Origin of the sequence: Microbacterium sp. MPKO10, from assembly GCF_026107415.2 — a bacterium.
Classification (GTDB): domain Bacteria; phylum Actinomycetota; class Actinomycetes; order Actinomycetales; family Microbacteriaceae; genus Paramicrobacterium.
In genome coordinates this window covers 309,331-333,609 of the sequence record NZ_JAPCHX010000004.1, presented here as the reverse complement: position 1 = coordinate 333,609, position 24,279 = coordinate 309,331, and the positions used below count along the sequence as shown (strand labels likewise).

Annotated in this window: 27 protein-coding genes and 1 tRNA gene; 17 read left to right on the top strand and 11 right to left on the bottom strand. The window is 64.8% G+C overall.

What is annotated here, in order from left to right; all coding sequences use genetic code 11:
* Window positions 1-37: 37 nt before the first annotated feature.
* On the bottom strand, window positions 38-889 hold the full coding sequence (gene mshD, locus OK352_RS09755) for a mycothiol synthase (protein WP_265141280.1): 852 nt from the start codon (window positions 887-889) through the stop codon (window positions 38-40).
* On the bottom strand, window positions 873-1,553 hold the full coding sequence (locus OK352_RS09750; protein WP_265141279.1) for a winged helix-turn-helix transcriptional regulator: 681 nt from the start codon (window positions 1,551-1,553) through the stop codon (window positions 873-875). Before OK352_RS09750 ends, mshD begins: the two co-directional genes overlap by 17 nt.
* 72 nt (window positions 1,554-1,625) lie before the next feature.
* Between OK352_RS09750 and OK352_RS09745 the strand changes: the two genes are divergently transcribed.
* The 4 genes from OK352_RS09745 to OK352_RS09730 all read left to right on the top strand — a co-directional run bounded on the left by OK352_RS09745 (window position 1,626) and on the right by OK352_RS09730 (window position 4,660).
* Window positions 1,626-1,919 (top strand): hypothetical protein, encoded by a 294-nt coding sequence (locus OK352_RS09745; protein ID WP_265141278.1) that lies wholly within the window; start codon window positions 1,626-1,628, stop codon window positions 1,917-1,919.
* A gap of 128 nt (window positions 1,920-2,047) precedes the next feature.
* Complete coding sequence (locus tag OK352_RS09740; protein ID WP_265141277.1) at window positions 2,048-2,653, top strand: heme-binding beta-barrel domain-containing protein; 606 nt, start codon at window positions 2,048-2,050, stop codon at window positions 2,651-2,653.
* 5 nt (window positions 2,654-2,658) lie between these two features.
* Complete coding sequence (locus tag OK352_RS09735) at window positions 2,659-3,795, top strand: CAF17-like 4Fe-4S cluster assembly/insertion protein YgfZ (RefSeq protein ID WP_265141276.1); 1,137 nt, start codon at window positions 2,659-2,661, stop codon at window positions 3,793-3,795.
* 115 nt (window positions 3,796-3,910) lie between these two features.
* Window positions 3,911-4,660 (top strand): phosphoglyceromutase, encoded by a 750-nt coding sequence (locus OK352_RS09730; protein ID WP_265141275.1) that lies wholly within the window; start codon window positions 3,911-3,913, stop codon window positions 4,658-4,660.
* Window positions 4,661-4,728: 68 nt separating this feature from the next.
* On the opposite strand, the gene phoU is transcribed toward OK352_RS09730, so the two are convergent.
* Window positions 4,729-5,397 (bottom strand): phosphate signaling complex protein PhoU, encoded by a 669-nt coding sequence (gene phoU / locus OK352_RS09725; RefSeq protein ID WP_265141274.1) that lies wholly within the window; start codon window positions 5,395-5,397, stop codon window positions 4,729-4,731.
* A 161-nt stretch (window positions 5,398-5,558) separates the two neighbouring features.
* Between phoU and OK352_RS09720 the strand changes: the two genes are divergently transcribed.
* The gene (locus OK352_RS09720) at window positions 5,559-6,737 is read left to right on the top strand and encodes a sensor histidine kinase (protein ID WP_265141273.1); all 1,179 of its coding nucleotides are present in this window, start codon (window positions 5,559-5,561) and stop codon (window positions 6,735-6,737) included.
* Window positions 6,734-7,417 carry a response regulator transcription factor gene (locus OK352_RS09715; RefSeq protein ID WP_265141272.1) on the top strand — a complete coding sequence of 228 codons (684 nt, stop codon included), beginning with the start codon at window positions 6,734-6,736 and terminating at the stop codon, window positions 7,415-7,417. Before OK352_RS09720 ends, OK352_RS09715 begins: the two co-directional genes overlap by 4 nt.
* A 17-nt stretch (window positions 7,418-7,434) precedes the next feature.
* Here the strand turns inward: OK352_RS09715 and OK352_RS09710 are convergent, their stop codons facing one another.
* A complete protein-coding gene (locus OK352_RS09710; RefSeq protein ID WP_265141271.1) occupies window positions 7,435-7,935 on the bottom strand; it encodes a hypothetical protein in 501 nt (166 codons plus the stop codon).
* 166 nt (window positions 7,936-8,101) lie between these two features.
* Here OK352_RS09710 and OK352_RS09705 point away from each other — a divergent pair, with 166 nt between their 5' ends.
* From OK352_RS09705 to rlmB, 4 genes are all read left to right on the top strand, one after another.
* Window positions 8,102-8,584 carry a CarD family transcriptional regulator gene (locus OK352_RS09705; RefSeq protein ID WP_265141270.1) on the top strand — a complete coding sequence of 161 codons (483 nt, stop codon included), beginning with the start codon at window positions 8,102-8,104 and terminating at the stop codon, window positions 8,582-8,584.
* A 73-nt stretch (window positions 8,585-8,657) separates the two neighbouring features.
* Window positions 8,658-9,845 (top strand): 2-C-methyl-D-erythritol 4-phosphate cytidylyltransferase, encoded by a 1,188-nt coding sequence (gene ispD / locus OK352_RS09700; RefSeq protein WP_265141269.1) that lies wholly within the window; start codon window positions 8,658-8,660, stop codon window positions 9,843-9,845.
* Window positions 9,846-9,854: 9 nt separating this feature from the next.
* Complete coding sequence (gene cysS, locus OK352_RS09695) at window positions 9,855-11,270, top strand: cysteine--tRNA ligase (protein WP_265141268.1); 1,416 nt, start codon at window positions 9,855-9,857, stop codon at window positions 11,268-11,270.
* Window positions 11,263-12,255: a 23S rRNA (guanosine(2251)-2'-O)-methyltransferase RlmB gene (gene rlmB / locus OK352_RS09690; RefSeq protein ID WP_265141267.1), complete on the top strand. Its 993-nt coding sequence runs from the start codon at window positions 11,263-11,265 to the stop codon at window positions 12,253-12,255. Before cysS ends, rlmB begins: the two co-directional genes overlap by 8 nt.
* Here rlmB and OK352_RS09685 read toward each other — a convergent pair.
* Both OK352_RS09685 and OK352_RS09680 read right to left on the bottom strand, forming a co-directional pair.
* Complete coding sequence (locus OK352_RS09685) at window positions 12,252-13,538, bottom strand: DUF4032 domain-containing protein (protein WP_265141266.1); 1,287 nt, start codon at window positions 13,536-13,538, stop codon at window positions 12,252-12,254. The two genes, rlmB and OK352_RS09685, sit on opposite strands and share 4 nt — an antisense overlap.
* 61 nt (window positions 13,539-13,599) lie before the next feature.
* On the bottom strand, window positions 13,600-14,703 hold the full coding sequence (locus OK352_RS09680; protein WP_265141265.1) for an ABC transporter ATP-binding protein: 1,104 nt from the start codon (window positions 14,701-14,703) through the stop codon (window positions 13,600-13,602).
* A 264-nt stretch (window positions 14,704-14,967) separates the two neighbouring features.
* On the opposite strand from OK352_RS09680, the gene OK352_RS09675 reads away from it, so the two are divergent.
* Together OK352_RS09675 and OK352_RS09670 are read left to right on the top strand one after the other, a co-directional pair.
* Window positions 14,968-15,867, top strand: coding sequence for a DsbA family protein (locus OK352_RS09675; RefSeq protein WP_265141264.1), 900 nt, complete (start codon window positions 14,968-14,970; stop codon window positions 15,865-15,867).
* Between the two features lie 43 nt (window positions 15,868-15,910).
* A tRNA-Thr gene (locus tag OK352_RS09670) sits at window positions 15,911-15,986 on the top strand.
* 52 nt (window positions 15,987-16,038) lie between these two features.
* Here the strand turns inward: OK352_RS09670 and OK352_RS09665 are convergent.
* On the bottom strand, window positions 16,039-16,365 hold the full coding sequence (locus OK352_RS09665) for a hypothetical protein (protein WP_265141521.1): 327 nt from the start codon (window positions 16,363-16,365) through the stop codon (window positions 16,039-16,041).
* Window positions 16,366-16,472: 107 nt separating this feature from the next.
* On the bottom strand, window positions 16,473-16,874 hold the full coding sequence (msrB, locus tag OK352_RS09660; protein WP_265141263.1) for a peptide-methionine (R)-S-oxide reductase MsrB: 402 nt from the start codon (window positions 16,872-16,874) through the stop codon (window positions 16,473-16,475).
* Between the two features lie 117 nt (window positions 16,875-16,991).
* On the opposite strand from msrB, the gene OK352_RS09655 reads away from it, so the two are divergent.
* The 3 genes from OK352_RS09655 (at window position 16,992) to groL (ending at window position 19,655) form a co-directional block, all read left to right on the top strand.
* Complete coding sequence (locus OK352_RS09655; RefSeq protein ID WP_265141262.1) at window positions 16,992-17,285, top strand: DUF3263 domain-containing protein; 294 nt, start codon at window positions 16,992-16,994, stop codon at window positions 17,283-17,285.
* A gap of 36 nt (window positions 17,286-17,321) precedes the next feature.
* On the top strand, window positions 17,322-17,888 hold the full coding sequence (locus tag OK352_RS09650) for a LytR C-terminal domain-containing protein (RefSeq protein ID WP_265141261.1): 567 nt from the start codon (window positions 17,322-17,324) through the stop codon (window positions 17,886-17,888).
* Window positions 17,889-18,032: 144 nt separating this feature from the next.
* Complete coding sequence (gene groL, locus OK352_RS09645) at window positions 18,033-19,655, top strand: chaperonin GroEL (protein ID WP_265141260.1); 1,623 nt, start codon at window positions 18,033-18,035, stop codon at window positions 19,653-19,655.
* A gap of 60 nt (window positions 19,656-19,715) precedes the next feature.
* Here groL and OK352_RS09640 read toward each other — a convergent pair whose 3' ends face one another.
* From OK352_RS09640 to OK352_RS09630, 3 genes are all read right to left on the bottom strand, one after another.
* Window positions 19,716-20,006, bottom strand: a complete 291-nt coding sequence (locus OK352_RS09640; protein ID WP_265141259.1) for a WXG100 family type VII secretion target — start codon at window positions 20,004-20,006, stop codon at window positions 19,716-19,718.
* 113 nt (window positions 20,007-20,119) lie between these two features.
* Complete coding sequence (locus tag OK352_RS09635; protein WP_265141257.1) at window positions 20,120-21,820, bottom strand: sensor histidine kinase; 1,701 nt, start codon at window positions 21,818-21,820, stop codon at window positions 20,120-20,122.
* Window positions 21,821-21,829: 9 nt separating this feature from the next.
* A complete protein-coding gene (locus OK352_RS09630) occupies window positions 21,830-22,519 on the bottom strand; it encodes a response regulator transcription factor (protein WP_265141255.1) in 690 nt (229 codons plus the stop codon).
* Window positions 22,520-22,618: 99 nt separating this feature from the next.
* Here OK352_RS09630 and folP point away from each other — a divergent pair, with 99 nt between their 5' ends.
* On the top strand, window positions 22,619-23,542 hold the full coding sequence (gene folP / locus OK352_RS09625; RefSeq protein ID WP_265141254.1) for a dihydropteroate synthase: 924 nt from the start codon (window positions 22,619-22,621) through the stop codon (window positions 23,540-23,542).
* The gene (locus OK352_RS09620; protein ID WP_265141253.1) at window positions 23,535-24,278 is read left to right on the top strand and encodes a pyrimidine reductase family protein; all 744 of its coding nucleotides are present in this window, start codon (window positions 23,535-23,537) and stop codon (window positions 24,276-24,278) included. The genes folP and OK352_RS09620 overlap by 8 nt, the downstream gene beginning before the upstream one ends.
* Window position 24,279 lies beyond the last annotated feature (1 nt).

The window sequence follows — 24,279 nt, the reverse complement described above, 5'->3', positions numbered from 1 at the left end:
ATTGTCGTCGCGCTGGTGCGAGGAACCCGCGATGAATTTACACTGACGCGTCCCGGCGATACTGCACGTCGACGGTGTGATCGGCGAACCCGAGTGAACGGTAGAGGTGCACGGCGCGCGGGTTGTCGTCGTCGACGTAGAGCGCCGCCTGACGGCATCCGCGCTCGGCCAGATGCGCCAGCCCCGCCTCCGTCAGCGCACGACCAAGCCCGCGCCCCGCGGCTGAGCCGTCGACGCCGAGCACGTAGATCTCGCCGATGTCGCCGGTGACCTTCAGCCAGTTGTACCCGATGAGCTCTCCCGCATCCGACCGCGCGACGAGCATGTCCTCAGCCCGGAACCACGGTTCGGACATGCGCGCATCCAAGTCGGCGCGGCTGATCCGACCCTGTTCGGGATGATCAGCGAATACGCGCGCATTCAGCGCCACCCAGCCGTCGGCATCGCGGTCGGCGTCGAATCTGTCGAACGTTGCGACGTCGCGAGAGACTCCGTCGAGCGGCATCCGCAGCTGGTACAGCGTGCGAATGCGCGACAGGCGAGCGGATGCTGCAAGCCGCGCCGCCGCCGGATGATCGCCGTGCGCCCACGTCAGCACCTCGCCGTCGTAGCGTGACAGCAGCTCGGAGAGAGCGACACGGCCGTGACCGCGGCCGCGATGCTGCGGCGCGATGACGAGCTCGAACTCGGCAGGGTCGGCATCGCGTGCGATCGCGGCCCCCGTCACCGCGCCATCGGCAGCGACGACGTCGAAGACGTGACGGCCTCCTGCCCTGGCTTCGACGATCGACTGGTCGCTGAACGGGGGCTGTCCATCAGTCTCCCGCGCCGCGGCGATGATGTCACCGAGCCGCTCGTCGTGTTCCGTGAGGTCAGTCTCCCGCAGCATCCGATTCCTCCTTCTCGGCCGCAGCGAATCGATAGCCGACGTTGCGCACGGTCCCGATGAGCTGTTCCATGTCGCCGAGCTTCGCACGAAGCCGACGCACGTGCACGTCGACGGTGCGGCTTCCCCCGTAGTAGTCGTAGCCCCACACCTCGCTGAGCAGCTGTTCGCGTGTGAAGACGCGCGTCGGGTTCGCCGCGAGGAAGCGCAGCAGCTCAAACTCTTTGAACGTCAGGTCGAGGGGGCGACCCTGAACGCGCGCCGAATAGTTCGCCTCGTCGATCACCAGTCCCGACGTCGAGATGATCGTCGTCTGTTCCTCTGGCGCGGTTCGGCCGAGGGCCAGGCGGATGCGCGCGTCGAGCTCGGCGGGGCCTGCCGTCGTGAGCACGACATCGGAGATGCCCCACTCATGCGACACCGCGGCGAGCCCTCCCTCGGTCAGCGCCACGAAAACGGGGGAGGGCTGCCCTGTGCTGCGCAGGATCGCACAGAGGGCTTTCGCCTGCGCAAGATCGTGCTGGCCGTCCACGATCACGATGTCGGCGGGAGGCGCGTTCACCAGCTCGGCAGGCGACGCCGGGATGCGGCGGATCGAGTGCGCGAGAAGATCGAGCGCGGGCAGAGCGCCCGTGGTGTCGGGCGTGAGAACGATCACGTGTGCCAAAAGGGAAACCCTCCCGTGTGTGTTTCCAGTGTAGAGGGCCTCACGCTCAGTGACGTACGGCACAATGGACACGTGACCGAACAGACAGCTTTCGCGCGCAGCCCGGCACTCGTCGGCCAGGTCGCCGTGTGGTCGCTCACGCTCGTGCTCTCTGTGCTCGCTGCGCTCCTGGCGCCCGAGGGTTTGCGCTTCGCCTGGATCTCCCTTGCGTGCGCGATCGGCGTGCTTGCTGCCTTCGTCCGTGAGCTGTCTGTTCATGAAAAAGACGGATTCATTGTCCGCGTCGCCATTCTCTGTGCGGGAAACGCCATCATCGTGTCGGTCGTCGCGGGCGTCGCAGGCCTCAGCGAGCTGCTGACCTACTAGACTTGAGTCATGGACCTCGTAGCTCTTGAACTGTTCTTCGTCGGTCTGCTCGGATTGGCGAGCCTCGCCATCGTGTGGACGGCCGGCGTCGTGTGCTGGAATCTCTTTCGCGGCCAGCGGTAGTGCCGATGCGTGAGATTCCGGTCGATCTCCCGTCTGAGATCGTTCCGCTGTCGTGGTTGATCGGTGTCTGGGAAGGCACCGGGGTCATCGACTACCCGATCGGCGACGAAAAGGTCTCACGTGAATTTGGGCAGCGAGTGTCGTTCAGCCATGACGGGCTGAATTATCTCAGCTACTCGGCGTTCTCGTGGCTCGTCGGCGATGACGATCACGCAGACGAACCGCTGACGGCCGAGACCGGCTATTGGCGCCTGGAACGTCCGCGTGAAGACGGGGATGTCGGCCCGGGGATGCTGCCGGGGCGCGGACCAGTGCCCGCTACGGACGTGGAGGCCGTCGAGAAACTGCGCCGTCCCTCGGGTGGCTTTCCGATCGAGGTCTCTCTCGTGCATCCCGACGGCGTCTCGGAGCTGTATCTCGGTGAGGTGAACGGCCCCCGCATCGACATCGGTACGGATGCTGTCATGCGCAGCGCAGGAGCCAAGAGCTATAGCGCCGCAACCCGCATGTACGGGCTCGTCGACGGGCACCTCCTGTGGGCCTGGGACATCGCCGCGCTCGGACAAGAACTGCGTTCGCACGCTTCGGCGCGCCTCGCGAAAGTGGACTGATCCTGATGAGCACATCACCGTTCCTGAATCTTCCTGGCGCCATCGAGCTACCGGATGCTGCCGATCACGGCGTTCCGTCGCACTACGGATCCCCGAACATCGAGCAGCGCGCCCTCGAGCGCGGCGATGCGATCGTGGACCTGTCGAGTCGCGCCGTGGTCGCCATCACGGGGCCAGACCGACGCAGCTGGGTGAACTCCCTCGCGAGCCAGGCCGTCGCCGACCTTGCCCCGGGGGTCAGCACCGAGGCACTGTTCCTCGGGCCGCAAGGGCGGCTCGAGCACGCGGTGGGTGTGATCGACGACGGTGAGACGCTGTGGCTGCTGGCCGAGCCGACGTCCGCCTCAGCGCTCATCGACTGGCTCTCGCGCATGGTGTTCACGCTGCGCGTCGAAGTGACGGATCGCACGGCCGACTTTGCGCGTATCGGAGTGGTGGGAGACACCACCGAGCTTCCCGCCGCGGCGCCGGCGGACGTTCCGCTGCGATGGGACGACCCGTGGGGGAGCGTCCTCCCCGGCGGCTGGCAGTACGCAAGCGACGAGGAGCATCCGAGTGCCGACTGGCGGTGGAGCGAGGTGCTCGTGGAGCGCTCAGCGCTCCCCGCGCTGGCCGCACGGGTGCGCTCGGGTGAGCTGCGTGCCGCCGGATCGCTCGCAGCCGAGGCGCTGCGTGTGGCCGCGTGGCGGCCCCGTCAGGCGATGGACGCCGACGAGAAGACCATTCCGCACGAGCTCGACTGGCTGCGCACCGCCGTACACCTGCACAAGGGCTGTTACCGCGGGCAGGAGACCGTCGCCAAGGTCCACAACCTCGGGCGTCCGCCGCGGCGCCTCGTGATGCTGCACCTCGACGGCAGTGAATCGGTTCTTCCCGCGCACGGCGCGGCCGTTCTCGCGCCGAAGGGCGATGATGAGCGTGAGGTGGGGCAGATCACGACGGCTGTCATGCACCACGAGCTCGGACCCGTGGCCCTCGCCGTCATCAAACGCGCGGTTCCCGAAGATCTCGAGCTCATCGTCCTTGACGACGAGACGCGCATCGCCGCGGCACAGGAGATCATCGTTCCACCCGGTGCCGGGGCGACGGCCGATGTGCCGCGGCTGCCACGGCTGGGGGCCAGGACGCGCCCAGGGCGCTGACGGCTGACGCGTGCCTGTGCTGACACGAGCGTGAGCGGACTTGAGCATTCGCTGACAGATGTCTGCGCCGACGCGCGACTGCGCACGCAGCATCCGGTGCCTCTATGCTGGAAGCATGTCTGATCCCTACACCCTCATCCTTCTTCGACACGGAAACAGCGACTGGAACCAGAAGAACCTCTTCACAGGCTGGGTCGATGTTCGACTCAGTGAACAGGGCGTCGCCGAGGCGACGCGCGCTGGAGAGCTGATCGCTGAATCCGGCCTCGCGCCCGACGTTCTGTACACCTCGGTCCTCACGCGCGCCATCCAGACCGCCAACATCGCCCTGGACACCGCCGACCGCGCCTGGCTGCCGGTGAAGCGCTCATGGCGCCTCAACGAACGTCATTATGGCGCGCTGCAGGGCAAGGACAAGGCGCAGACGCTCGAGGAATTCGGCGAAGAGCAGTTCATGACCTGGCGGCGCTCGTTCGACGTTCCGCCGCCCCCGATCGCCGCAGACGACGACTATTCGCAGGCGAACGATGAGCGCTACGTCGGAATTGACGGCGACATCCCCGCGACCGAATGCCTGAAAGACGTCATCGAGCGCTTCCTGCCGTACTGGGAATCTGACATCACCGTCGACCTCGCGGCGGCTAAGACGGTGCTCGTGACGGCGCACGGCAATTCACTTCGTGCCCTCGTGAAGCATCTCGACGGTATCAGCGACGACGAAATTGCCGGTCTCAATATCCCGACGGGCATCCCGCTCGTGTACCGTCTCGACGAGAGCTTCTCACCGGTCGAGCCGGCGTACTACCTCGACCCTGAGGCCGCCGCAGCCGGAGCTGCCGCTGTCGCGTCGCAAGGTAAGAAGTAGGAACAACGCGACGGAATGCGTGAGGGCGGTGCCTGGAGGCACCGCCCTCACGCATGCGGAGATGCGCGTCAGTCGCTGGTCTCGGTGTCTTCTGCGCCGCTCCAGTCACCGGTAGCGAGGTACTGAACCTTCTTCGCGATTGAGACGGCGTGGTCGGCGAACCGCTCGTGATAGCGCGACGCGAGGGTGGCGTCGACCGTCGCTCCGGTCTCACCCGTCCACCGCTCGCTCAGAAGCTTGTCGAAAACACTCGCATGCAGCTCATCGACGCGGTCGTCCTCATCGCGAATCTCGTTGGCGATCAGTGGATCCTGCGTCTTCAGCAGTGTGACGAGCTTGCCGGCGATCTCGACGTCGAGTCGGCCCATCTCGATGAACGTCGACTTGAGACCCTTGGGAATGGCACGCTCGGGGAACCGATACCGCGCCAGCTGCGCGATGTGTTCGGCCATGTCGCCCATGCGCTCGAGTGACGAGCTGATCCGCAGAGCGCTCACGACGATGCGCAGGTCGCGGGCAACGGGCTGCTGCAACGCCAGTATGTTGATGGCGAGTTCGTCGAGTTCGAGCGCGCTCTCGTCGATGCGGTTGTCATTTTCGATGACGTCTTCGGCGACGGCCACATCGGTCTGAGCGAACGCGGTCGCCGCATTCGTGATGGATACCTCGACGAGCTCGGCAATCGCGACGAGGCGCTCTTGAAGCTCGCGGAGCTCCTGTTGAAAAACATCGCGCATGGTCGCAGCGGTCCTTTCGGTCTGACATCACGGGGATCGACACTCACAGTGCCGTGCCAAGGTTAACGATTGGTGCCGTTCTGCTGAACAGTGTGCCAAAACACCTGGTCGTGGCGGTTGCCGATCGGGAACCGATCGTTCCTTCCCTCTAACCTAGTCATATGGACGCGACCTGGGTTGTGCTGCTGGCACTGGTGCTCGGCATTTCGATGGGCGCCGGGTTCGCCGTCTTCGTCTTTGCTGCCGTCAGCCGAGGGGAACGCGCCCACCAGGTGATCACACCGAGCGTGCCCGACGGGGTGGATCAGATCCTGGGGGCACTCGAGAGCATCGGCATCGTGCTCGACGCGTCAGATAACGTGCTGAAGGCATCGCAGGGGGCACTGGCACTCGGCATCGTGCGGTCGGATCGTATCGCCGTGCGTGAGGTTCAGGAGATCGCCGACGAGGTCAGACGCAGCGGTGAGCCGCAGACGCGCCGCATCACGCTGGAACGCGCGCGTTCGGGCGAGGCCACGCGAATCCTCTCGGTGCGCTCGGCACCTCTGGGCACACGCTACGTGGTCGTTCTCGCGAACGATCTCACCGAGTCCATCAGGCTCGACGACGTGCGCCGCGACTTCATCGCCAACATCAGCCACGAACTCAAAACACCCATCGGAGCCATCAGCGTGCTCACCGAGGCGATCTCGAGCTCGGTCGACGATCCGGCTCAGGTGCGTCGCTTCGCCGAGAAGATGACGACGGAAGCAGACCGGCTCGCCGCACTGACGGCGGACATCATCAACCTGTCAAAACTGCAGGCGGAGCAGGCGCTGCATATGCCCGAGCGAGTGAGCATCGACGCGATCATTGAGAGCGCCGTCCAGAGCAACACGATCGTCGCCGAGTCCCGTCGCGTCACGATCGCAACGGGCGAGCCGACTCACCTCGCCGTTTATGGGGAGGAGCCGCTGCTGGTGATGGCGCTGCAGAACCTCGTTGCGAACGCCGTTCAGTATTCGCCCGACGGCTCTCGCGTCGGCGTGGGAAGTCGCCTGGTCGGTGAAAACGTGGAGATCAGCGTCACCGATCAGGGCGTGGGCATTCCCAAAGAAGACCACGTTCGCGTCTTCGAACGGTTCTACCGGCTGGACGGAGCGCGTTCCCGTAACACCGGGGGAACCGGGCTCGGTCTCGCCATTGTCAAGCACACGGCTCAGAACCATGGCGGAGACGTCTCTGTCTGGTCGCAGCCGGGACAAGGCTCGACGTTCACACTCCGACTCCCCGTCGCCACGGGCGACGAGGCTGTCTCCGCACCCACGCCGGCCGCAGGGCCTGAGAGGACACAGATATGACTCGCATCCTTCTCGTCGAAGACGAGGCCGCCCTGAGCGACCCGCTCGCGTATCTGCTCGAGCGCGAGGGATACGAGGTGGCGATCGCCGAAGACGGGCAGGCCGCCGTTGAGACGTGGGAACGGGAGGGTGCCGATCTGGTGCTTCTTGACCTCATGCTTCCGAAGCTTCCCGGCACCGACGTCTGCCGACGCATTCGCGCGACGTCGACGGTGCCGATCATCATGCTCACCGCAAAGGACGCCGAGGTCGACATCGTCGTCGGGCTGGAGCTGGGCGCTGACGATTACGTCACGAAGCCCTACAAGACACGTGAGCTGCTTGCACGCGTCAAGGCGGCGCTGCGCCGGCGCGACTCCGATGCCGCAACGGCAGACGAGTCCGTGCTCGATGCGGGTGACGTGCGCATGGACCTCGACCGCCACACGGTCACCGTGCGCGGAGAAGAGGTGTCCATGCCGCTGCGCGAGTTCGATGTGCTGGAATTTTTGATGCGCAACGCCGGACGCGTGCTCACCCGCGGCCAGCTGATCGACCGCGTATGGGGCAGTGACTACTTCGGTGACACCAAGACGCTTGATGTGCACATCAAGCGCATCCGCTCCCGGATCGAGAAAGATCCGTCAGCGCCCCTGATGGTCGTCACCGTGCGCGGTCTTGGCTACCGGTTCGAGGACTGACGCGTACGCCCGGCGCGTTACTCCGCGTCAGCAGCATCCGGCGTCGGCATGAGCGTGCTGTACTCGGCCAGGTCGCCGTTGTAGACGGGGACATCGAGGCTGACGCCCGTCTCGGTGCCGTACTGGAAGAACACCGTCGTCGTTGACCCGATCTTCGCCTTCAGCGGATCGATAGTGATGTTCTGCTGTTCAGTGTCTCCGGACGTCGGGGCGCTGAACGTGAATGTGTCATCGGCGTCGATCATGACCTCGGTCGTGGTTCCGCCGTCGAATTCGATCTCAACGCTGTGGGCGTTGTCGCCGTTGTTGATCAACGTCACCACGAGGTTGCCGACCGAGCCGTCCTCGTTGGCGATGATCAGGGCGTTGCGAACGTGGACATCACCGACAGTTCCGCCGACGCCGTCGCTCGGGTCGTAGTGAATCGTCGTTGCCTGCGGGGCGAGGAGCCCGCACCCACTCGTGCCGAGCGCGACGGCTGCGGCAAGAACGATGATTGCGGCGAAACGCGATCTCACAGAAATCCTCCTGGTGTGGGCGCAGGTTCGTCTGGCACGCGTTCCGTGCACTGCGCGGTCTTTCGTCAATTTTAGCCTAGCTTGTCACCGGCCCCGCACAGGGTAAGGCGAACCTTACAGTATGCCCCCTGTGGTATCCTAGAAAGTGCTGAAGGGATGCTTATCGATGCTTTTTGAGGTTGGCGAAACCGTCGTATACCCGCACCATGGAGCCGCGACAATCGCGGAAGTGAAGACTCGGGTGATCAAGGGCGAAGAAAAACTCTACCTGAAGCTGCACGTGACACAGGGGGACCTGACAATCGAGGTGCCGGCAGAGAATGTCGACCTCGTCGGCGTTCGTGACGTCATCGGACAAGAGGGGCTCGACAAGGTGTTCGAGGTGCTCCGGGCGCCGTTCACCGAGGAGCCGACCAACTGGTCGCGCCGTTACAAGGCGAACCTTGAGAAGCTCGCGTCCGGCGATGTCATCAAGGTCAGTGAGGTCGTACGTGACCTGTGGCGCCGTGACCAAGACCGCGGACTCTCCGCCGGAGAGAAGCGGATGCTTGCGAAGGCACGTCAGATTCTGGTTTCAGAGCTTGCGCTCGCCGAGAAGACAGACGAGGTGAAGGCTGAGGGGATGCTCGACGAGGTCCTCGCCTCCTAACCCGTCGGAAAGACACGACAAAGCGGCCCGGATCACTCCGGGCCGCTTGGTCGTTAACACAGGCAGTACGCTCATGCCTATGACAGTTTCACCGCGCACCGCCGTCATCGTCGTCGCGGCAGGCTCGGGCACCAGGCTGGCCGCGGGTGAGCCGAAGGCTTTTGTCGAGCTGGCCGGACGACCGATTCTCGCCCGGGCGCTCGACCCCGTGTTCCGTCTGCGCGAACCGGTACACGTCATCGTCGTCGCACCCCCGGGACGGCTCGAGGATGCCGCACGCATCAGCCGTGCGGCGGCCGGCGTCGCGGACGAGTACGTCACCGTCGTTGATGGCGGAGAAACGCGGCAGGCATCCGTCGCGGCCGGCCTCGCGGCCGTTCATGACAGCGTCGAGATCGTCCTGGTTCACGATGCGGCACGCGCGCTGACACCGGAGAGCCAGTTCGCGGCCGTCGAGGGCGCAGTTTCCGAGCTGGGGATCGGCATTGTGCCCGGGCTGCCGGTCGCAGACACCATCAAGCGCGTCGACACGACGGAGTCTGTGCGAGACACGGTCGATCGTGAACCCCTGCGTGCCGTCCAGACGCCTCAGGGGTTTCCCCGGGCGCTCCTCGAACGTGCTTATGCTGCGGCGGATGAACCTCTGACCGACGACGCAGGCCTGGTCAGCGCTGTGGGCGGCACCATTATGATCATCCCCGGCCACGAGAGCGCATTCAAGATCACGACGCCCTGGGACCTGCGCCGTGCCGAGCTCCTCGCCGAGGAGACACCAACGTTCCGCACCGGGCTCGGCATCGACGTGCATGCCTTCGACGATGACCGGACGCTCTGGCTGGCCGGCCTGCACTGGCCGGACGAACCGGGTCTCGCCGGGCACAGCGATGGCGACGCGGTCTGCCACGCGATCACCGACGCGCTGCTGTCTGCCGCGGGACTCGGGGACATCGGCGGGATGGCAGGCACCGACGACCCGAAATACGAGAACGCCCACGGCAGCGTGTTCGTCACCGAGGCGATGCGGCGCATCACAGCATCCGGATGCCGTGTCGTCAACGTCACGGCTCAGATCATGGGCCGTCGCCCGCGCTTTGCCGCGCGCCGCGCCGAGGCCGAGGCAGAACTGACCCGGCTCATCGGTGCCCCCGTGAGCCTCGCAGCGACAACGACGGACGGGCTTGGATTCGTCGGACGAGGAGAGGGCATCAGCGTGGTCGCCACGGCGCTTCTGACGGCGCACAACACAGGTTCGCACCAGTAGGCTTGATGCGTGGCATTGAGACTGTACGACACCAAGACGCAGACCCTGCGTGACTTCACGCCGTTGACCCCGGGGGAGACGGGCATGTACGTCTGTGGGCCAACGGTGCAGTCGTCGCCGCACATCGGCCACTTGAGGTCGGCGCTCGTCTACGACATTCTGCGCCGGTGGCTCACCTACCGGGGGCTGCGCGTGACCATGGTGCGCAATGTCACAGACATCGACGACAAGGTGCTCGTCAACGCCACGGAGGACGAGCACTGGTGGGCGCTGGCCTACCGGATGGAGCTCGAATTCACCGCCGGATACCGGGCGCTCGGGATCCTTCCCCCCACCTACGAGCCGCGGGCGACAGCGAACATCCAGCAGATGCACGAGCTCATCGCGCGCCTGATCGACGCGGGCCACGCCTACGTCTCCGAGGACGGTTCGGGCGACGTGTATTTCGACGTGCGGTCGTGGACGAACTACGGTGCGCTGACGCGCCAGGATGTCGACATGATGGAGGATGCGGGCGACGCGGATCCTCGGGGCAAGCGCGATCCGCGCGACTTCGCGCTCTGGAAGGGCCACAAACCGGAAGAGCCAGAATCAGCGATGTGGTCGAGCCCGTGGGGAGCCGGGCGCCCCGGCTGGCACATCGAGTGCTCCGCTATGGCTCGCCGTTACCTCGGCGACTCGTTCGACATTCACGGCGGCGGTCTCGACCTGCGCTTTCCCCACCATGAGAACGAACTCGCTCAGTCGACGGCTGCCGGGGACGGCTTCGCGCGGTACTGGGTGCACAACGGGCTTGTGTCGATCGACGGGCAGAAGATGTCGAAATCGCTCGGCAACTCTGTGTACGCCTCTGAGCTTCTCGCCAGCGCCTCGCCAATCGTCGTGCGGTACTACCTCGGGCAGGCGCACTACCGGTCGACGATCGATTACACCAGCGGCTCGCTCGCTGAGGCAGGTGCCGCTCTCGACCGCATCACGGGCTTCATCGAGCGCGCCACACGCCGACTGACGGGAACCCGCTTCTGGGCGACGGGCGAGCCCGCGATCCCCGACGACTTCGCCGAGGCCATGGACGACGACATCGGCGTTCCCCAGGCACTCGCTGTGCTGCACGAGACCGTCACGGCCGGGAACGCGGCGATCGACGCTGACGAGCTCTCGGCTGCTGCCTCCGCCCTTGGGGCGGTCACGGCAATGACGGACGTCCTCGGCATCAACCCGAACGCCGAGCCGTGGACGCGCACGAGCGACGCCGCGCACGAGACGACATTGACGCGTCTCGTCGAGGCACTCATCGACCAACGGCAGACCGCGCGAACCGAGCGCGACTTCGCCACGGCTGACCGCATCAGAGACCTTCTCGCGGGCAGCGGAATCACGATCGAAGACACACCTTCGGGTGCGCATTGGAGCACAGATGGCTAGCAAGGGACGCCCCGGCGGGGGCAAAGGCAAGAAGGGGCCGTCGAAGGGCACGGGCGGTCTCGGCCGCAAGGCGCTCGAAGGGCGCGGCCCGACGCCCAAAGCGGAGGACCGCACGTATCACCCTGCGGGCAAGCGCAAGGCGGCGCGTGAGCGCCTGGACTCTTCGCGCGGGGGGCGCAGCAAGCCCGCCGCGCGGCCGCAGCGTGCGCAGACTAAGAAGTCCGGTTCTGATGAGGTTGAGACGGTCACCGGGCGCAACTCGGTCCTCGAGGCGCTCCGCACACGCATACCCGCGACGACGCTGTATCTTGCCTCGCGCATTGAGATGGACGACCGGGTGAAGGAGATCCTGTCGCTCGCGACGGGGAAGGGCATCCCCATCCTTGAGGTCACGAGGCCCGAGTTGGATCGGATGGGCGGGTTCGACTCCGTGCACCAGGGCGTCGCCATCACCGTCCCCGCGTACGAGTACGCGCACCCCGCAGAACTGTTCGAGCGCGCCGTCTCATCAACGACGCAGCCGCTTCTCGTGGCGCTTGACGGAATCACGGATCCACGCAATCTCGGTGCCATCATCCGGTCAACCGCCGCGTTCGGCGGACACGGCGTGATCGTTCCGCAGCGACGCTCTGCCGGTGTGACGGCAGCGGCATGGAAGACCTCGGCCGGGGCAGCAGCACGACTCCCCGTCGCCCGCGCTGCGAACCTCACGCAGGCCCTCAAAGACATGAAGAAGCAGGGAGCCTTCGTCGTCGGCCTCGACGGCGGGGGAGACATGAACCTGCACGCATTCTCGCTCGCCGACCGGCCGCTCGTGGTCGTCGTCGGCAGCGAAGGCAAGGGGCTGTCCCGGCTCGTCTCGGAGACTTGCGATGCGATCGTGTCGATTCCCATCTCGGCGGCGACCGAGTCGCTCAACGCCGGCATTGCAGCATCCGTCACTCTCTACGAGGTGGCGAAGCTGCGCGCCGAGGCGGGCGCCTAAACCTTCTCGCGCCAGTCCCCGTCGTCGTCATCCGGAATGTCGATGGCCGCCGTGAGCGCGCCCGTCGGCGGATTGATCATCGTCGCCTCATCGCGACGATGCCGCAGGACCGTGTTGATGTACGACGTGAGGGCCTCGGCCAGGGGAACATCGCGCTGCTCTGTCTGCGACAGCATCCATCGGTGCTCGAGCAGATGGTGGAAGACCTCCGCCGGTTCGAGCTTGCCGCGCAACTCGCGGGGAATCGAGCGCACGACCGGCTCGAAGACGCGGATAAGCCACTCGTGAGCGACAGCCTCTTCGTCGTCGTCCTGTTTGCCCGTCGTCGCCCGGTAGGAGTCGAGGTCGTTGAGCAGGCGTCTGGCCTGGTTCTCACCGGTGTCCAGGCCCGTCAGGCGGATGAGGCGACGCTGGTGATGCCCCGCGTCGACGACCTTCGGCTGGATCCGCACCTGGCTGCCGCTCTCATCGGTCCTGATGGCGAGTTCTTCGATATCGAAACCGAGTGCGTTGAGGCGCTGCACACGCTCGTTGATGCGGTACCGTTCGTTCGACGAGAACTGCTCGGTTCCGGTGAGTTCCCGCCAGAGCGAGCGATACGCGTCGACGATCCCGTTTGAGACGGCCACCGGGTCGAGTTCTTCATCAGTGCGGCCGCCGGCCGAGAGATCCATAAGCTCACCGGCGATGTTCACACGGGCGATCTCGAGGTCATTCTCGCGCTGACCGTTGGACAGTCCGCCCTCGTACAGTTTGCCGGTCTCGGCATCGACGAGGTAGGCGGCGAAAGCGCCAGCGTCGCGGCGGAAGAGCGTGTTCGACAAAGAGACGTCGCCCCAGAAGAATCCGGCGATGTGCAGGCGCACGAGAAGCACTGCGAGGGCATCGACGAGGCGCGTCGCCGTGTCGGGGCGCAGCTGCTGACTGAACAGCGCGCGATACGGCAGAGAGAATTTGAGGTGGCGCGTGACGAGAACCGGGCGAAGCTCGTCGCCTTCGGCTGTGCGCCGTCCCGTGATCACGGCAACCGGGTCGACGCAGGGGATGTCGAGTTTCTGCAGGGTGCGCAGCATCTCGTACTCGCCCGTGGCCATGTCGGCCGTCGTCTCTTTGACGGCGATCACGTAGCCGGAGAGGTTGGCGAAGCGCACGAGATGGCGCGAGATCCCTTTGGGGAGGGACGCGATGTTCTCGGACGGCCAGTCTTCGAGAGGAAGTGCCCAGGGCAGGTCGAGAAGGGCGGGGTCGACGGTAGCCGACGTGATGTTCAGAGATGCACTCATGCGTTAATGTGTGCGCCGGTCGGCGGGTGCGAAAGCACCCGCCGACCGGCGCACAAGGTCGTCAGTCGCTGATGACTGCTTTGTTGCCGAGACGTTCGCCCGACTCGATGTTGAAGACGTGCACGTGGTGTGCCGTCGGGGCGATGTAGACCTTGTCGCCCGCGTTCGGGTGGATACGGCCATCGACACGAGCGACGATGTCGTGGCGTGAGCCGTCAATCTCTGCGTGGCCGTAGAGGTATCCGTCAGCGCCGAGCTCCTCGACGAGGTCGACGTCGATTTCGAGCCCGTCACCCGGGTTGTTCGACACGACGATGTCCTCGGGGCGAACGCCGATCGTGACGTCCTTGCTCGTCGCCTCGTTGAGCACCTCGCGCTCGACGGGAACGACTGTCGCGCCGAACTGCACGCCGCCGTCGCGCACGCTGGAGGTGAGCAGGTTCATTGCGGGCGAACCGATGAAGCCGGCAACGAAGACGTTCGAGGGCTTCTCGTATAGATCACGCGGCGTGCCGACCTGCTGCAGGAGGCCATCCTTGAGCACCGCGATGCGGTCGCCCATGGTGAGGGCTTCTGTCTGGTCGTGCGTGACGTACACCGTGGTGACGCCGAGACGACGCTGCAGCGATGCGATCTGCGTACGCGTCTGCACGCGGAGCTTCGCGTCGAGGTTCGACAGCGGCTCGTCCATGAGGAACACCTGAGGCTGGCGGACGATGGCGCGGCCCATGGCGACGCGCTGACGCTGACCACCGGAGAGGGCCTTCGGCTTGCGGCTGAGGTAGTCCTCAAGGTCGAGAAGCTTCGCGGCCTCCTGAACGCGCTCCGCGCGCTCTGCCTTGTTGACGCCGGCGATCTTCAGGGCGAACCCCATGTTCTCGGCGACCGTCATGTGCGGGTAGAGCGCATAGTTCTGGAAGACCATCGCAATGTCGCGGTCTTTCGGGGGAATGTCGGTGACGTCGCGGTCACCGATCATGATGCGGCCATCGTTGACCTCTTCGAGGCCAGCGAGCATGCGGAGCGATGTGGACTTACCGCAACCGGAGGGACCGACGAGCACGAGGAACTCGCCGTCGGCGATGTCAAGGTCGAGCTGGTCGACTGCGGGGCGGGTACCACCGGGGTAGACACGGGTGGCTTTGTCGAAAGTTACCGACGACATATGAGTTGCTTCTCCTTCACCGGCAGGTACGTGCCGGACGATCCGAGTGACGGAGCGGGCCATTGCTGCCCCGCAACGCGGCATCCTCACCGCGTTAACACATCAGTATTGCACGAACCGGGCCAGTGTCTGAATCGATGACGACCGGTCGAGCGGTTTGGGGTTTTCCCAGCGGGTCGCACTACCATCGGAAGGTATTTGCGCGCGCGGTTCCCGACGGTCACGACCGCCGCGAGCGCAACCCGAGACAAGCAGCGAGGATCTATGGCCGGCGACGGTGAGATGGGCGAGACGGCGAGCAAGCGCACGCACGTGCGTGAGAAGGCGCGTCAGCTCCGCGAGAAGCAGCGTAAGCGCGATCTGCGCAACCGGCTGCTGCTCCAGGGCGGGATCGGCATCCTCGTCATCGCCGCCATCGTCGCTGTCGTTGTCATCGTCGTGTCATCGATCAAACCGGATGTCGGCGGGCCGAAGAACATGGCGAGCGATGGAATCGTGATCGGAGCGAACCAGGAAGCCGTGACCACATCGGCCCTCGAGGCAGATGAGTCGCCGATTGCGACGACGGTGGACCCCGAGGTTGCACACATCCGGATCTACGTGGATTACCTGTGCCCGCTGTGCGAGGCATTCGAGACATCGAATATCGATCAGATTGAGAAATGGTTGGACTCCGGTGCGGCCGTGCTCGAGATCCACCCCATCGCCGTTCTCACCAGCAAGTCGCAGGGCACTGAATACTCGCTGCGAGCGGCCAATGCGGCAGCATGCGTCGCCGATGCCTCTCCGGACGCCTACTTCGCGTTCAACCGGGCGTTGTTCGAAGAGCAGCCAGAGGAAGGGACGCCGGGCCTGACAGACGACCAGCTGGTCTCGCTCGCTCAGAAGGCCGGCAGTTCATCGATCGCTGACTGTGTCGAGGATCGGGACTTCTCTACCTGGGTCAAGGCAGCTACCGATCGTGCCGTCAATGGCCCGCTGCCGGGAACCGACGTCGACCGGGTCGAGGCGACACCGACCATTCTCGTGAACGGCAAGCACTACACGGGGTCTCTGACCGACGAAGAGGAGTTCCAGGCATTCGTCGTCGCGACGAACAGTGAGACCAGAGAGACGGCGACTCCGACTCCGACGCCCACGTCGACGGAAACAGACGAAGGCTGACGTTCACGTCGATGCCCAACTACCCCTATGATGGATAAGTCCCGCCGCCTTAGCTCAGTTGGTAGAGCACTTGACTTGTAATCATGTGGTCGCGAGTTCGATTCTCGCAGGCGGCTCCAAAAACGGGCCCGGCCTCCACGAGGAGGACCGGGCCCGCGCTGCATCAGCTTCTTATTCTGTGGTGCCAGACGGCCAGATCAGGGGCTCTGAGCCCCACGGGCGCAGCGTGTCGGGCGCGGGAAACTCCAGCTCGTAGTACAACTGCGGGGCGCCGACAGCGCCAAAGTCGTCGAGCTTCGCCGTGATGCGCGTAGGGCTGACCTCGGCGAGCCGGACCCGGATGCTGTCACCATTCTCCAGCGTCAGTCGATACGGGTCGGCAAGGTAGCCGATGCCGAGTTCGTCAAGGCTCTCTTCGGCCGTCAGCCAGTCCACGGGACCAGTGACGTGTCGCCCCAGCAGGTCGACGGCGACGAAGTCGTCGCCCTGCTGCAGCATCCACCCCACACGTTCCCCGTCGGGCCTGCGATGCTCGATCCACTCTGCTGAAACTGTTATCGCCTTCCCTCTTGGATGATCTGGGGAACAGTGAACGGTCTGTGGCGTCACGACTCCGGTGTGAACGACAGCGACAGGGAATTCATGCAGTATCTGTCACCGGTCGGTGTTCCGAAACCATCGTCGAAGACGTGGCCCAGGTGTGAGTCGCATGTGGCGCAACGTACCTCGGTGCGCACCATTCCCAGACTGCGATCCTCGATCAGTGTCACTGCTTCGGGGCGCACAGATTCGTAGAAGCTCGGCCATCCGCAGGCGGAGTCGAACTTCGTGCCGCTCTTGAATAATTCGGCACCACACCCGGCGCAGTTGTAGACGCCGGAACGGGACTCGTCAAGAAGTTCGCCCGTCCACGGGCGTTCGGTCGCTGCCTCGCGCAGCACCGCGTACTGCTCTGGCGTGAGCTCGTCGCGCCACTGGTCTTCGGTCTTCATCTGCTTCTCGCTCATGGACGCTCCTGAACATCGATCACTGTGTGCTGTTAACACGTTAAGCCGCGGCGAGTCCGGAATGTTCCTGTGTTTCACTCAGGGCGCCCCAACTAGGATGGCGGCGGAAGGGCAGAGATGGTGTCGAACGAGCGCAATACCCAGGCCGGAGAGCAGGCCGATGCCGGGTTGAGTGCGCGCGACAGGGCCATCCTCGACTTTGAACGACAGTGGTGGAAGCATGCCGGGACGAAGGAACAAGCGATCCGGGAACGCTTCGATGTGTCGTCGGCCCGCTACTATCAACTTTTGGCGGCTCTGATCCGACGCCCCGAAGCACTCGTGTACGATCCGATGCTTGTGAAGCGTTTGCTGCGACTGCGCGACCAGCGCGTGCAGGCGCGGCGCAGGCGAACGTCCTCGGACCACTAGCCACGGCCGACTCCGAACGAAGGAAGACTCCACCGCATGGGCAGCTCCCACCCCAGAGACCGCTTCGATGATGTTCCGCGTTCGCCGCGCGTCGGTGCGCATCGAGCGCCAGGCGGACGCCGCTTTGTGGGCTTTCTGTGGGCTGCACTGGCCACGGTGATCTTGATCGCCCTCGGAATCTTCGGTCTCAGCCTCGCAACGGACAGACTCAATCTCGACCAGGTGATTCCCGGAGCAAGCGAGCCATCCCAGACGCCGACACCGGAGAAGACGACACCGGAGCCGACCGCTGAGCCGACGATTGATCCCGAGTCGCTCGTCCAGGTGCTCAATGGTACGACGACCGCGGGATTGGCGAGCGACGTCAAGGAACTGCTTGGTGAGGGAGGATGGACGCCGTCGAATGTCACGGCAAGCAATGCGAGTGACGACAGCCTTGAGAAGTCCGTCGTTTACTACGACGATGAGGAGCTCGAGGGTGCAGCGCGCGGGGTCGCTGAGACGCTCGGCATCGAGACGGTGACGTACTCATCCGAATTCAGCGTTGGTGATGTCTCGCAGATCGTCGTCGTGCTTGGCGCGGACTACTCTGCAGACGGATGATCTCATCGGGTTATGCCCAGGGCGAAACGCGCAGCAGCGTCGTAGCTTGCACTCGACGGTGCAGAGTGCCAGAATTGCCATTAGCACTCCCAGTCGTGGAGTGCTAAGAACGTTCATTCACGTCCGGGAGGGACGAAACTCACGATGGCAAAGATCATTGCTTTTGACGAAGAGGCCCGCCGCGGCCTCGAGCGTGGCTTGAACACGCTCGCCGACGCAGTCAAGGTGACCCTTGGGCCGCGCGGTCGCAACGTCGTCCTCGAGAAGAAGTGGGGCGCCCCCACCATTACGAACGATGGTGTGTCGATCGCCAAGGAGATCGAGCTCGACGAGCCGTACGAAAAGATCGGCGCAGAGCTGGTCAAGGAGGTCGCCAAGAAGACTGACGACGTCGCTGGCGACGGAACCACCACTTCGGTCGTTCTCGCTCAGGCTCTCGTGCGCGAAGGACTGCGCAACGTCGCAGCTGGAGCCGACCCGATCGCTCTGAAGCGCGGCATCGAGAAGGCCGTTGGTGCCGTCTCGGACGAGCTGCTCAACGCGGCCAAGGAAATCGAGACCAAGGACGAGATCGCCGCCACGGCATCGATTTCGGCCGCTGACCCGCAGATCGGCGAGATCATCGCCGAGGCAATCGACAAGGTCGGCAAGGAAGGTGTCGTCACCGTTGAGGAGTCGAACACCTTCGGCACCGAGCTTGAGCTGACCGAGGGTATGCGCTTTGACAAGGGCTACCTCTCCGGTTACTTCGTGACTGACCAGGACCGCCAGGAGGCAGTCTTCGAGGACCCGTACGTCCTCATCGTCAACTCGAAGATCTCGAACATCAAGGACCTGCTCCCCGTCGTCGACCAGGTGATCCAGGCTGGCAAGCAGCTGCTCATCATCGCGGAAGACGTCGAGGGTGAGGCTCTTGCCACGCTCGTGCTCAACAAGATTCGCGGAATCTTCAAGTCCGTTGCCGTCAAGGCTCCAGGCTTCGGCGACCGTCGCAAGGCACAGCTTCAGGACATCGCCATCCTCACAGGCGGTCAGGTCGTTTCCGAAGAGGTCGGCCTCAAGCTCGAGAACGTCACGCTCGACCTGCTCGGCCGTGCTCGCAAGGTCGTCGTCACAAAGGACGAGACCACGATCGTCGAGGGCGGCGGCGAGGCCGAGGCCATCGCCGGACGCGTTTCGCAGATCCGCAAGGAGATCGAGAACACCGACAGCGACTACGACCGTGAGAAGCTCCAGGAGCGTCTCGCGAAGCTCGCGGGTGGTGTAGCCGTGATCAAGGCAGGTGCCGCGACGGAGGTTGAGCTCAAGGAGCGCAAGCATCGTATCGAGGACGCTGTCCGCAACGCGAAGGCAGCTGTCGAAGAGGGCATCGTCGCCGGTGGTGGCGTTGCGCTCATCCAGGCCGGAAAGACGGCATTCGGCAAGCTGTCGCTTGAGGGCGACGAGGTGACCGGTGCGAACATCGTCAAGGTCGCCGTGGATGCTCCGCTGAAGCAGATCGCCATGAACGCTGGTCTCGAGCCGGGCGTTGTCGCCGAGAAGGTTCGCGGTCTTGAGGTCGGCTTCGGCCTCAACGCCGCAACGGGCGAGTACGAGGACATGCTGCTTTCGGGCATTGCTGACCCGGTGAAGGTCACGCGTTCGGCTCTGCTGAACGCCGGCTCGATCGCTGGCCTGTTCCTCACCACCGAGGCTGTTGTCGCCGACAAGCCTGAGAAGGCGGGACAGCAGGCTCCGGCTGATCCGACCGGTGGCATGGACTTCTAGAGTCTGATTCACACCACAGCAATGGGCGCCTCCTTCGGGAGGCGCCCATTGTTATGTGTCTCACCGACCGAACATGCCGGTGTTCTGCAGCTCGACGTCGGCGTATTGCGAGCCGGCCTGAGCAAGTGCCATGTTCAGTTCATTGATGGACTCCTCGACACGCGCCTGCGTCGTACGCCAGTCGTGAGCGGCTGCCGTGAAGGCGCTTGCCGCCTGGCCTGTCCACTGGGACTGCAGGTTCTGGATCTGTCCCATCAGGGTGTTCACATCGGCACGAAGCTGCTCTGTGACTCCTCGGATGCTGGCGCTTGCCGCCTGGACGGCCTCACTGTCGACCGCGTATTTGCTCATCGTCACTCCTCTCGTTTGGGCTGCTTCGACGGTATCCAGCGGGCGGCAGCACAAGGCCGCAGATCTGCTGATCTGTGGATGACCGCGACTGACAGCGTCCCTGTGGACGAGATTCAGTCGCTGGGAGTCGGAGAGGATTCGGGGGGCGTCGAGGCAAGAGGGAGGCGGATGCGGAAGGTTGCGCCCCCGCCTGGGGTCTCGTCGACGTCAACGGTGCCGTCATGCGCGGCCACAATCGACGAGACGATCGCGAGGCCGAGCCCGCTTCCCCCCGTCTCGCGCGTTCGCGAGGAGTCAGCGCGCCAGAAGCGCTGGAAGATCTTCTCACGGATCGGCTCGGGGACACCCTCGCCGTGATCGATCACGGCCACGGTCGCCATGCCCGTGAGCGGGTTTGCCGACACACCCACTTCGATCGGACTTCCCTCGGGGGTGAAGCGCATCGCATTGCCCATGAGGTTCGCGATGACCTGGCGGATCTTGTTCTCTTCGCCCATCACGACAGCCGGAACCGTCGGGATGGATGCCGTCATGTGCGTGACGGGGTCCACGGTGAGCGGAGCCGGCGATTCCTCGGTCTGCCCCTTGCGCGGGCGGCGGCCCCTCAAGCGGGCGAATGTGGCACCGGCGAGGGCGATCGGGCCTGTGTTGCCGCTTGATCCCGTGGGCTTCGTCACGGTGCGGGTGGCAGGCTCGGGTGATTCAGGGGCGGGAACGGGCTCGGGAGGCTTCGCGGCATCCGGTGGGGTGTCGATGACGAACGAGACGGGGCGCCCAGGGTAGGACGCCCGTGCGTCCATGACAGCATCCTTTGCCAGTGGCGTGAGATCGATGCGCGAGAGCTCCCGTGGGCGGGCTTCGTCAAGGCGAGCGAGATCCAGGAGGTCCTGCACCATGCCGCTCATGCGGACGGCCTCTTTCTCGATGCGCTCCATCGCCTGAGCGACGTCCTCGGGCTTCTCGAGGGCTCCCATGCGATACAGCTCGGCATAGCCGCGCACCGTCACGAGAGGCGTACGCAGCTCGTGGCTCGCATCGCCGACGAAGCGGCGCATCTGCTCGATTGTCTGCGCACGATCCTTGAACGCACCGTCGATGCGGTTGAGCATCGTGTTGAGTGAGCGATTCAGCCGGCCCACCTCGGTGTTCGGGGTCATATGGGTGAGGCGCTGGCTGAAGTCGCCGCCAGCGATGTGCGCGGCCGTCGTCTCGGCCTCGCGCAGCGGGTGGAGCGTGTTCGTGACGAGGACGCGTGTGATGAGAGCGCCGAGCACGATGACGCCGAGGCCGAGACCGAAGTAGATCGTCAGGTAGGTGGCGACGACGCTGTCCGGCCCGCGCATCGAGCGCGCGATGAAGACGACACCGTTTGTGCCGCGATCGTCGATGGAGTCGGTGACGACGGTGACGGCCTGGTAATCGGAGCCAATGCTGCTTGTCACGACACGGGGATGCGTCGAGATAGCGTCGGCGATGTTGATCATCCCCGTCGTGGGCCGGGGGAGCAGGCGTGACTCTCGGTCATCCCAGTTGTGGTCGATGAGGTTGCCGTCTGGGTCGTAGAGCGCGATGTAGTACTCGTTCGTCTCTCTGACGTGCCGTTCGCCTTCATCGTCGACATCGATGTAGCGCGAGATGTCGCCTGCGGCGAACGCGACGAGTTCAGCCTTGGCCTGCTCGATGAGCGCCTGCTTCAGGATGATGACCGTGCCGGCGCCGGTGACAAGCAACCCGAATGTGAGCACGATCACCGTGACACCGGTGATCTTGCTGCGCAGTGTTATCGAGTTCCACCAGTCGGCTAATGCCTTCATACCCTGAGGCTATTGCTTGCTCGTCTTCAGCATGTACCCGAATCCGCGCTTCGTGTGGATCAGAGGCTCGGATGAGTACTGGTCAAGCTTGCGGCGCAGATACGAGATGTAGCTCTCGACAATGCCAGCGTCGCCGTTGAAGTCGTATTCCCACACGTGGTCGAGGATCTGCGCCTTGCTGAGAACGCGGTTGGGGTTCAGCATCAGGTAGCGCAGCAGCTTGAACTCGGTGGGGCTGAGTTCGACGGCGGTGTCGCCGACGAAGACCTCGTGGGTGTCCTGATCCATGGTGAGCTCGCCGGCGCGGATGATGGCGTCTTCGTCCGCCTGCATGGTGCGGCGCAGAATTGCCTTGATGCGCGCGACGATCTCATCGAGGCTGAACGGCTTGGTGACGTAGTCGTCGCCGCCCACGGTGAGACCGGTGATCTTGTCTTCGGTGTCGTCCTTCGCCGTCAGGAAGAGAATCGGTGCCGTGTAGCCGGAAGCACGGAGACGCTTAGTGACGCCGAAGCCGTTCATGTCCGGAAGCATGACGTCGAGAATAATCAGGTCCGGTTCTTCTTCAAGGACGGCTGAGATGGCCTGCGCGCCGTTGCCGACGGCTCTGACGGCGAACCCGGCAAAGCGCAGGCTGGTCGTCAGGAGGTCGCGGATGTTGGGCTCGTCATCGACGATGAGGATGCGTGGTCCTGTCATGTCCCCAGTATCTGCAAGGTTTCTGTGAGCGGGCTGGGTAGTTTTCCATTCGTTGACGACGATGTCCCCGGGAATCCCTGGATGCGGCACGATGGAAGCATGACCGAGCCTTCCCCGCATGATCTGCCCGCACTTCCCGCGATCATGAATGCCCGGCGGCAGATCGGAGGGCGCCTCTTTGATTTCTCGCGCGAGGTCGCCGTCATGGCCGTCGTGAACCGAACACCCGATTCGTTCTATGACCAAGGGCGCACGTTCGAGCTCGACAGCGCCGTGGCCGCCTGCCGTGACGCGGAGCGCGCCGGCGCCGACTGGGTCGATATCGGCGGTGCACCGTTCGCGCCGGGTCCGGAGATTCCGGCGGTAGAGGAGGCAGAACGTGTGGTGCCGGTCGTGGAGGCTGTGCGCGCAGCATCCGGCATCGTGATCTCCGTCGACACATTTCGCGCGGAGGTGGCACGCCGCAGCATCCGGGCCGGTGCCGACGTCATCAACGACACGACCGGGCTGTCGGATCCCGAGCTGGCACACGTCGTCGCGGACAGTGCCGCGAGCATCGTGATCACGCACAGTCGCGCCGCACCGCGCACTCCGTACGCGACGCCTCAGTACGCAGACGTCTCGGCCGAGGTCGCCCACGCCCTGGAGAGCCGCGTTCAGCGCGCGCTCGACGCGGGAATTCCGCCCGAGCGAATCATCGTCGATCCGGGGCACGACCTCAACAAGAACACGCTGCACAGCTTAGAGATCACGCGACGGCTCGGCCCGATCGTCGATCTCGGGTATCCGACGCTCGTCGCCGTGTCGAACAAGGACTTCATCGGCGAGAGTCTCGACGCGGAGCGGGACAACCGGGTGGAGGGATCGCTGGTGGCTGCCGCCCTCTGCATCGCGCAGGGCGCGCGGATCGTTCGGATGCACAATGTGCGGGAATCCGTCGCCGCCGTGCGCATGGCCGAGGCGATCCTCGGGATGCGCGAACCCGCGTACCTGCGGCACAACATGGGGGAGCGCAATGAGTGAACTGACGCGTGTCTGGCCGATGCCCGGAGAATCGTCTTCCGACTCGATGGCGATTGCCGACTGGTATGCGGTCGAGGATCGATCCCAGCCGTGGCTGCGCATGAACTTCGTCACGAGCGCCGACGGTGGGGTGACCGTCGATGGGCTCTCGGGAGGGCTCGGCACGGACGCCGACCACACAGTGTTCGACGCACTCCGGACTCTCGCCGACGTGATCATCGTGGGCGCGGGAACGATTCGCGCGGAAGGGTATGGCCCCATGCGGGTGGATGCTGTCGAGGAGAGGATCGCGCGCGGGCTGCCCGAGCAGCCGGTGTTCGCCATTGTCTCGCACCGTCTCGATCTGGACCCGGAGAGCGCGATCTTTACGGAGGCCCCGGTACGCCCAATCGTGTTGACGTGCGACGCGGCTGATGCGGGGCGTCGTGCCCGACTCTCAGACGTCGCTGATGTGCTGGAGTGCGGCGCCGAGCGCGTGGAAGGGGCAGCGATGCGAGCGGCGCTCGCGGCCAGAGGCCTGCCGCAGATGCACAGCGAAGGAGGGCCGCATCTCTTTGGCGACCTCGTGCGCGATGACGCGGTCGACGAACTGTGTCTCACCGTGAGCCCCACACTCGTCGGGGGAGCAGCGACCCGGATTCTCGCGGGCGACGACCAGACGCTGCGCTCGCTGTCGCTTGCCCATGTCGTCGCTGCCGGCGACGGCACGCTGCTGCTGCGCTACGTGCGGGCGTAAG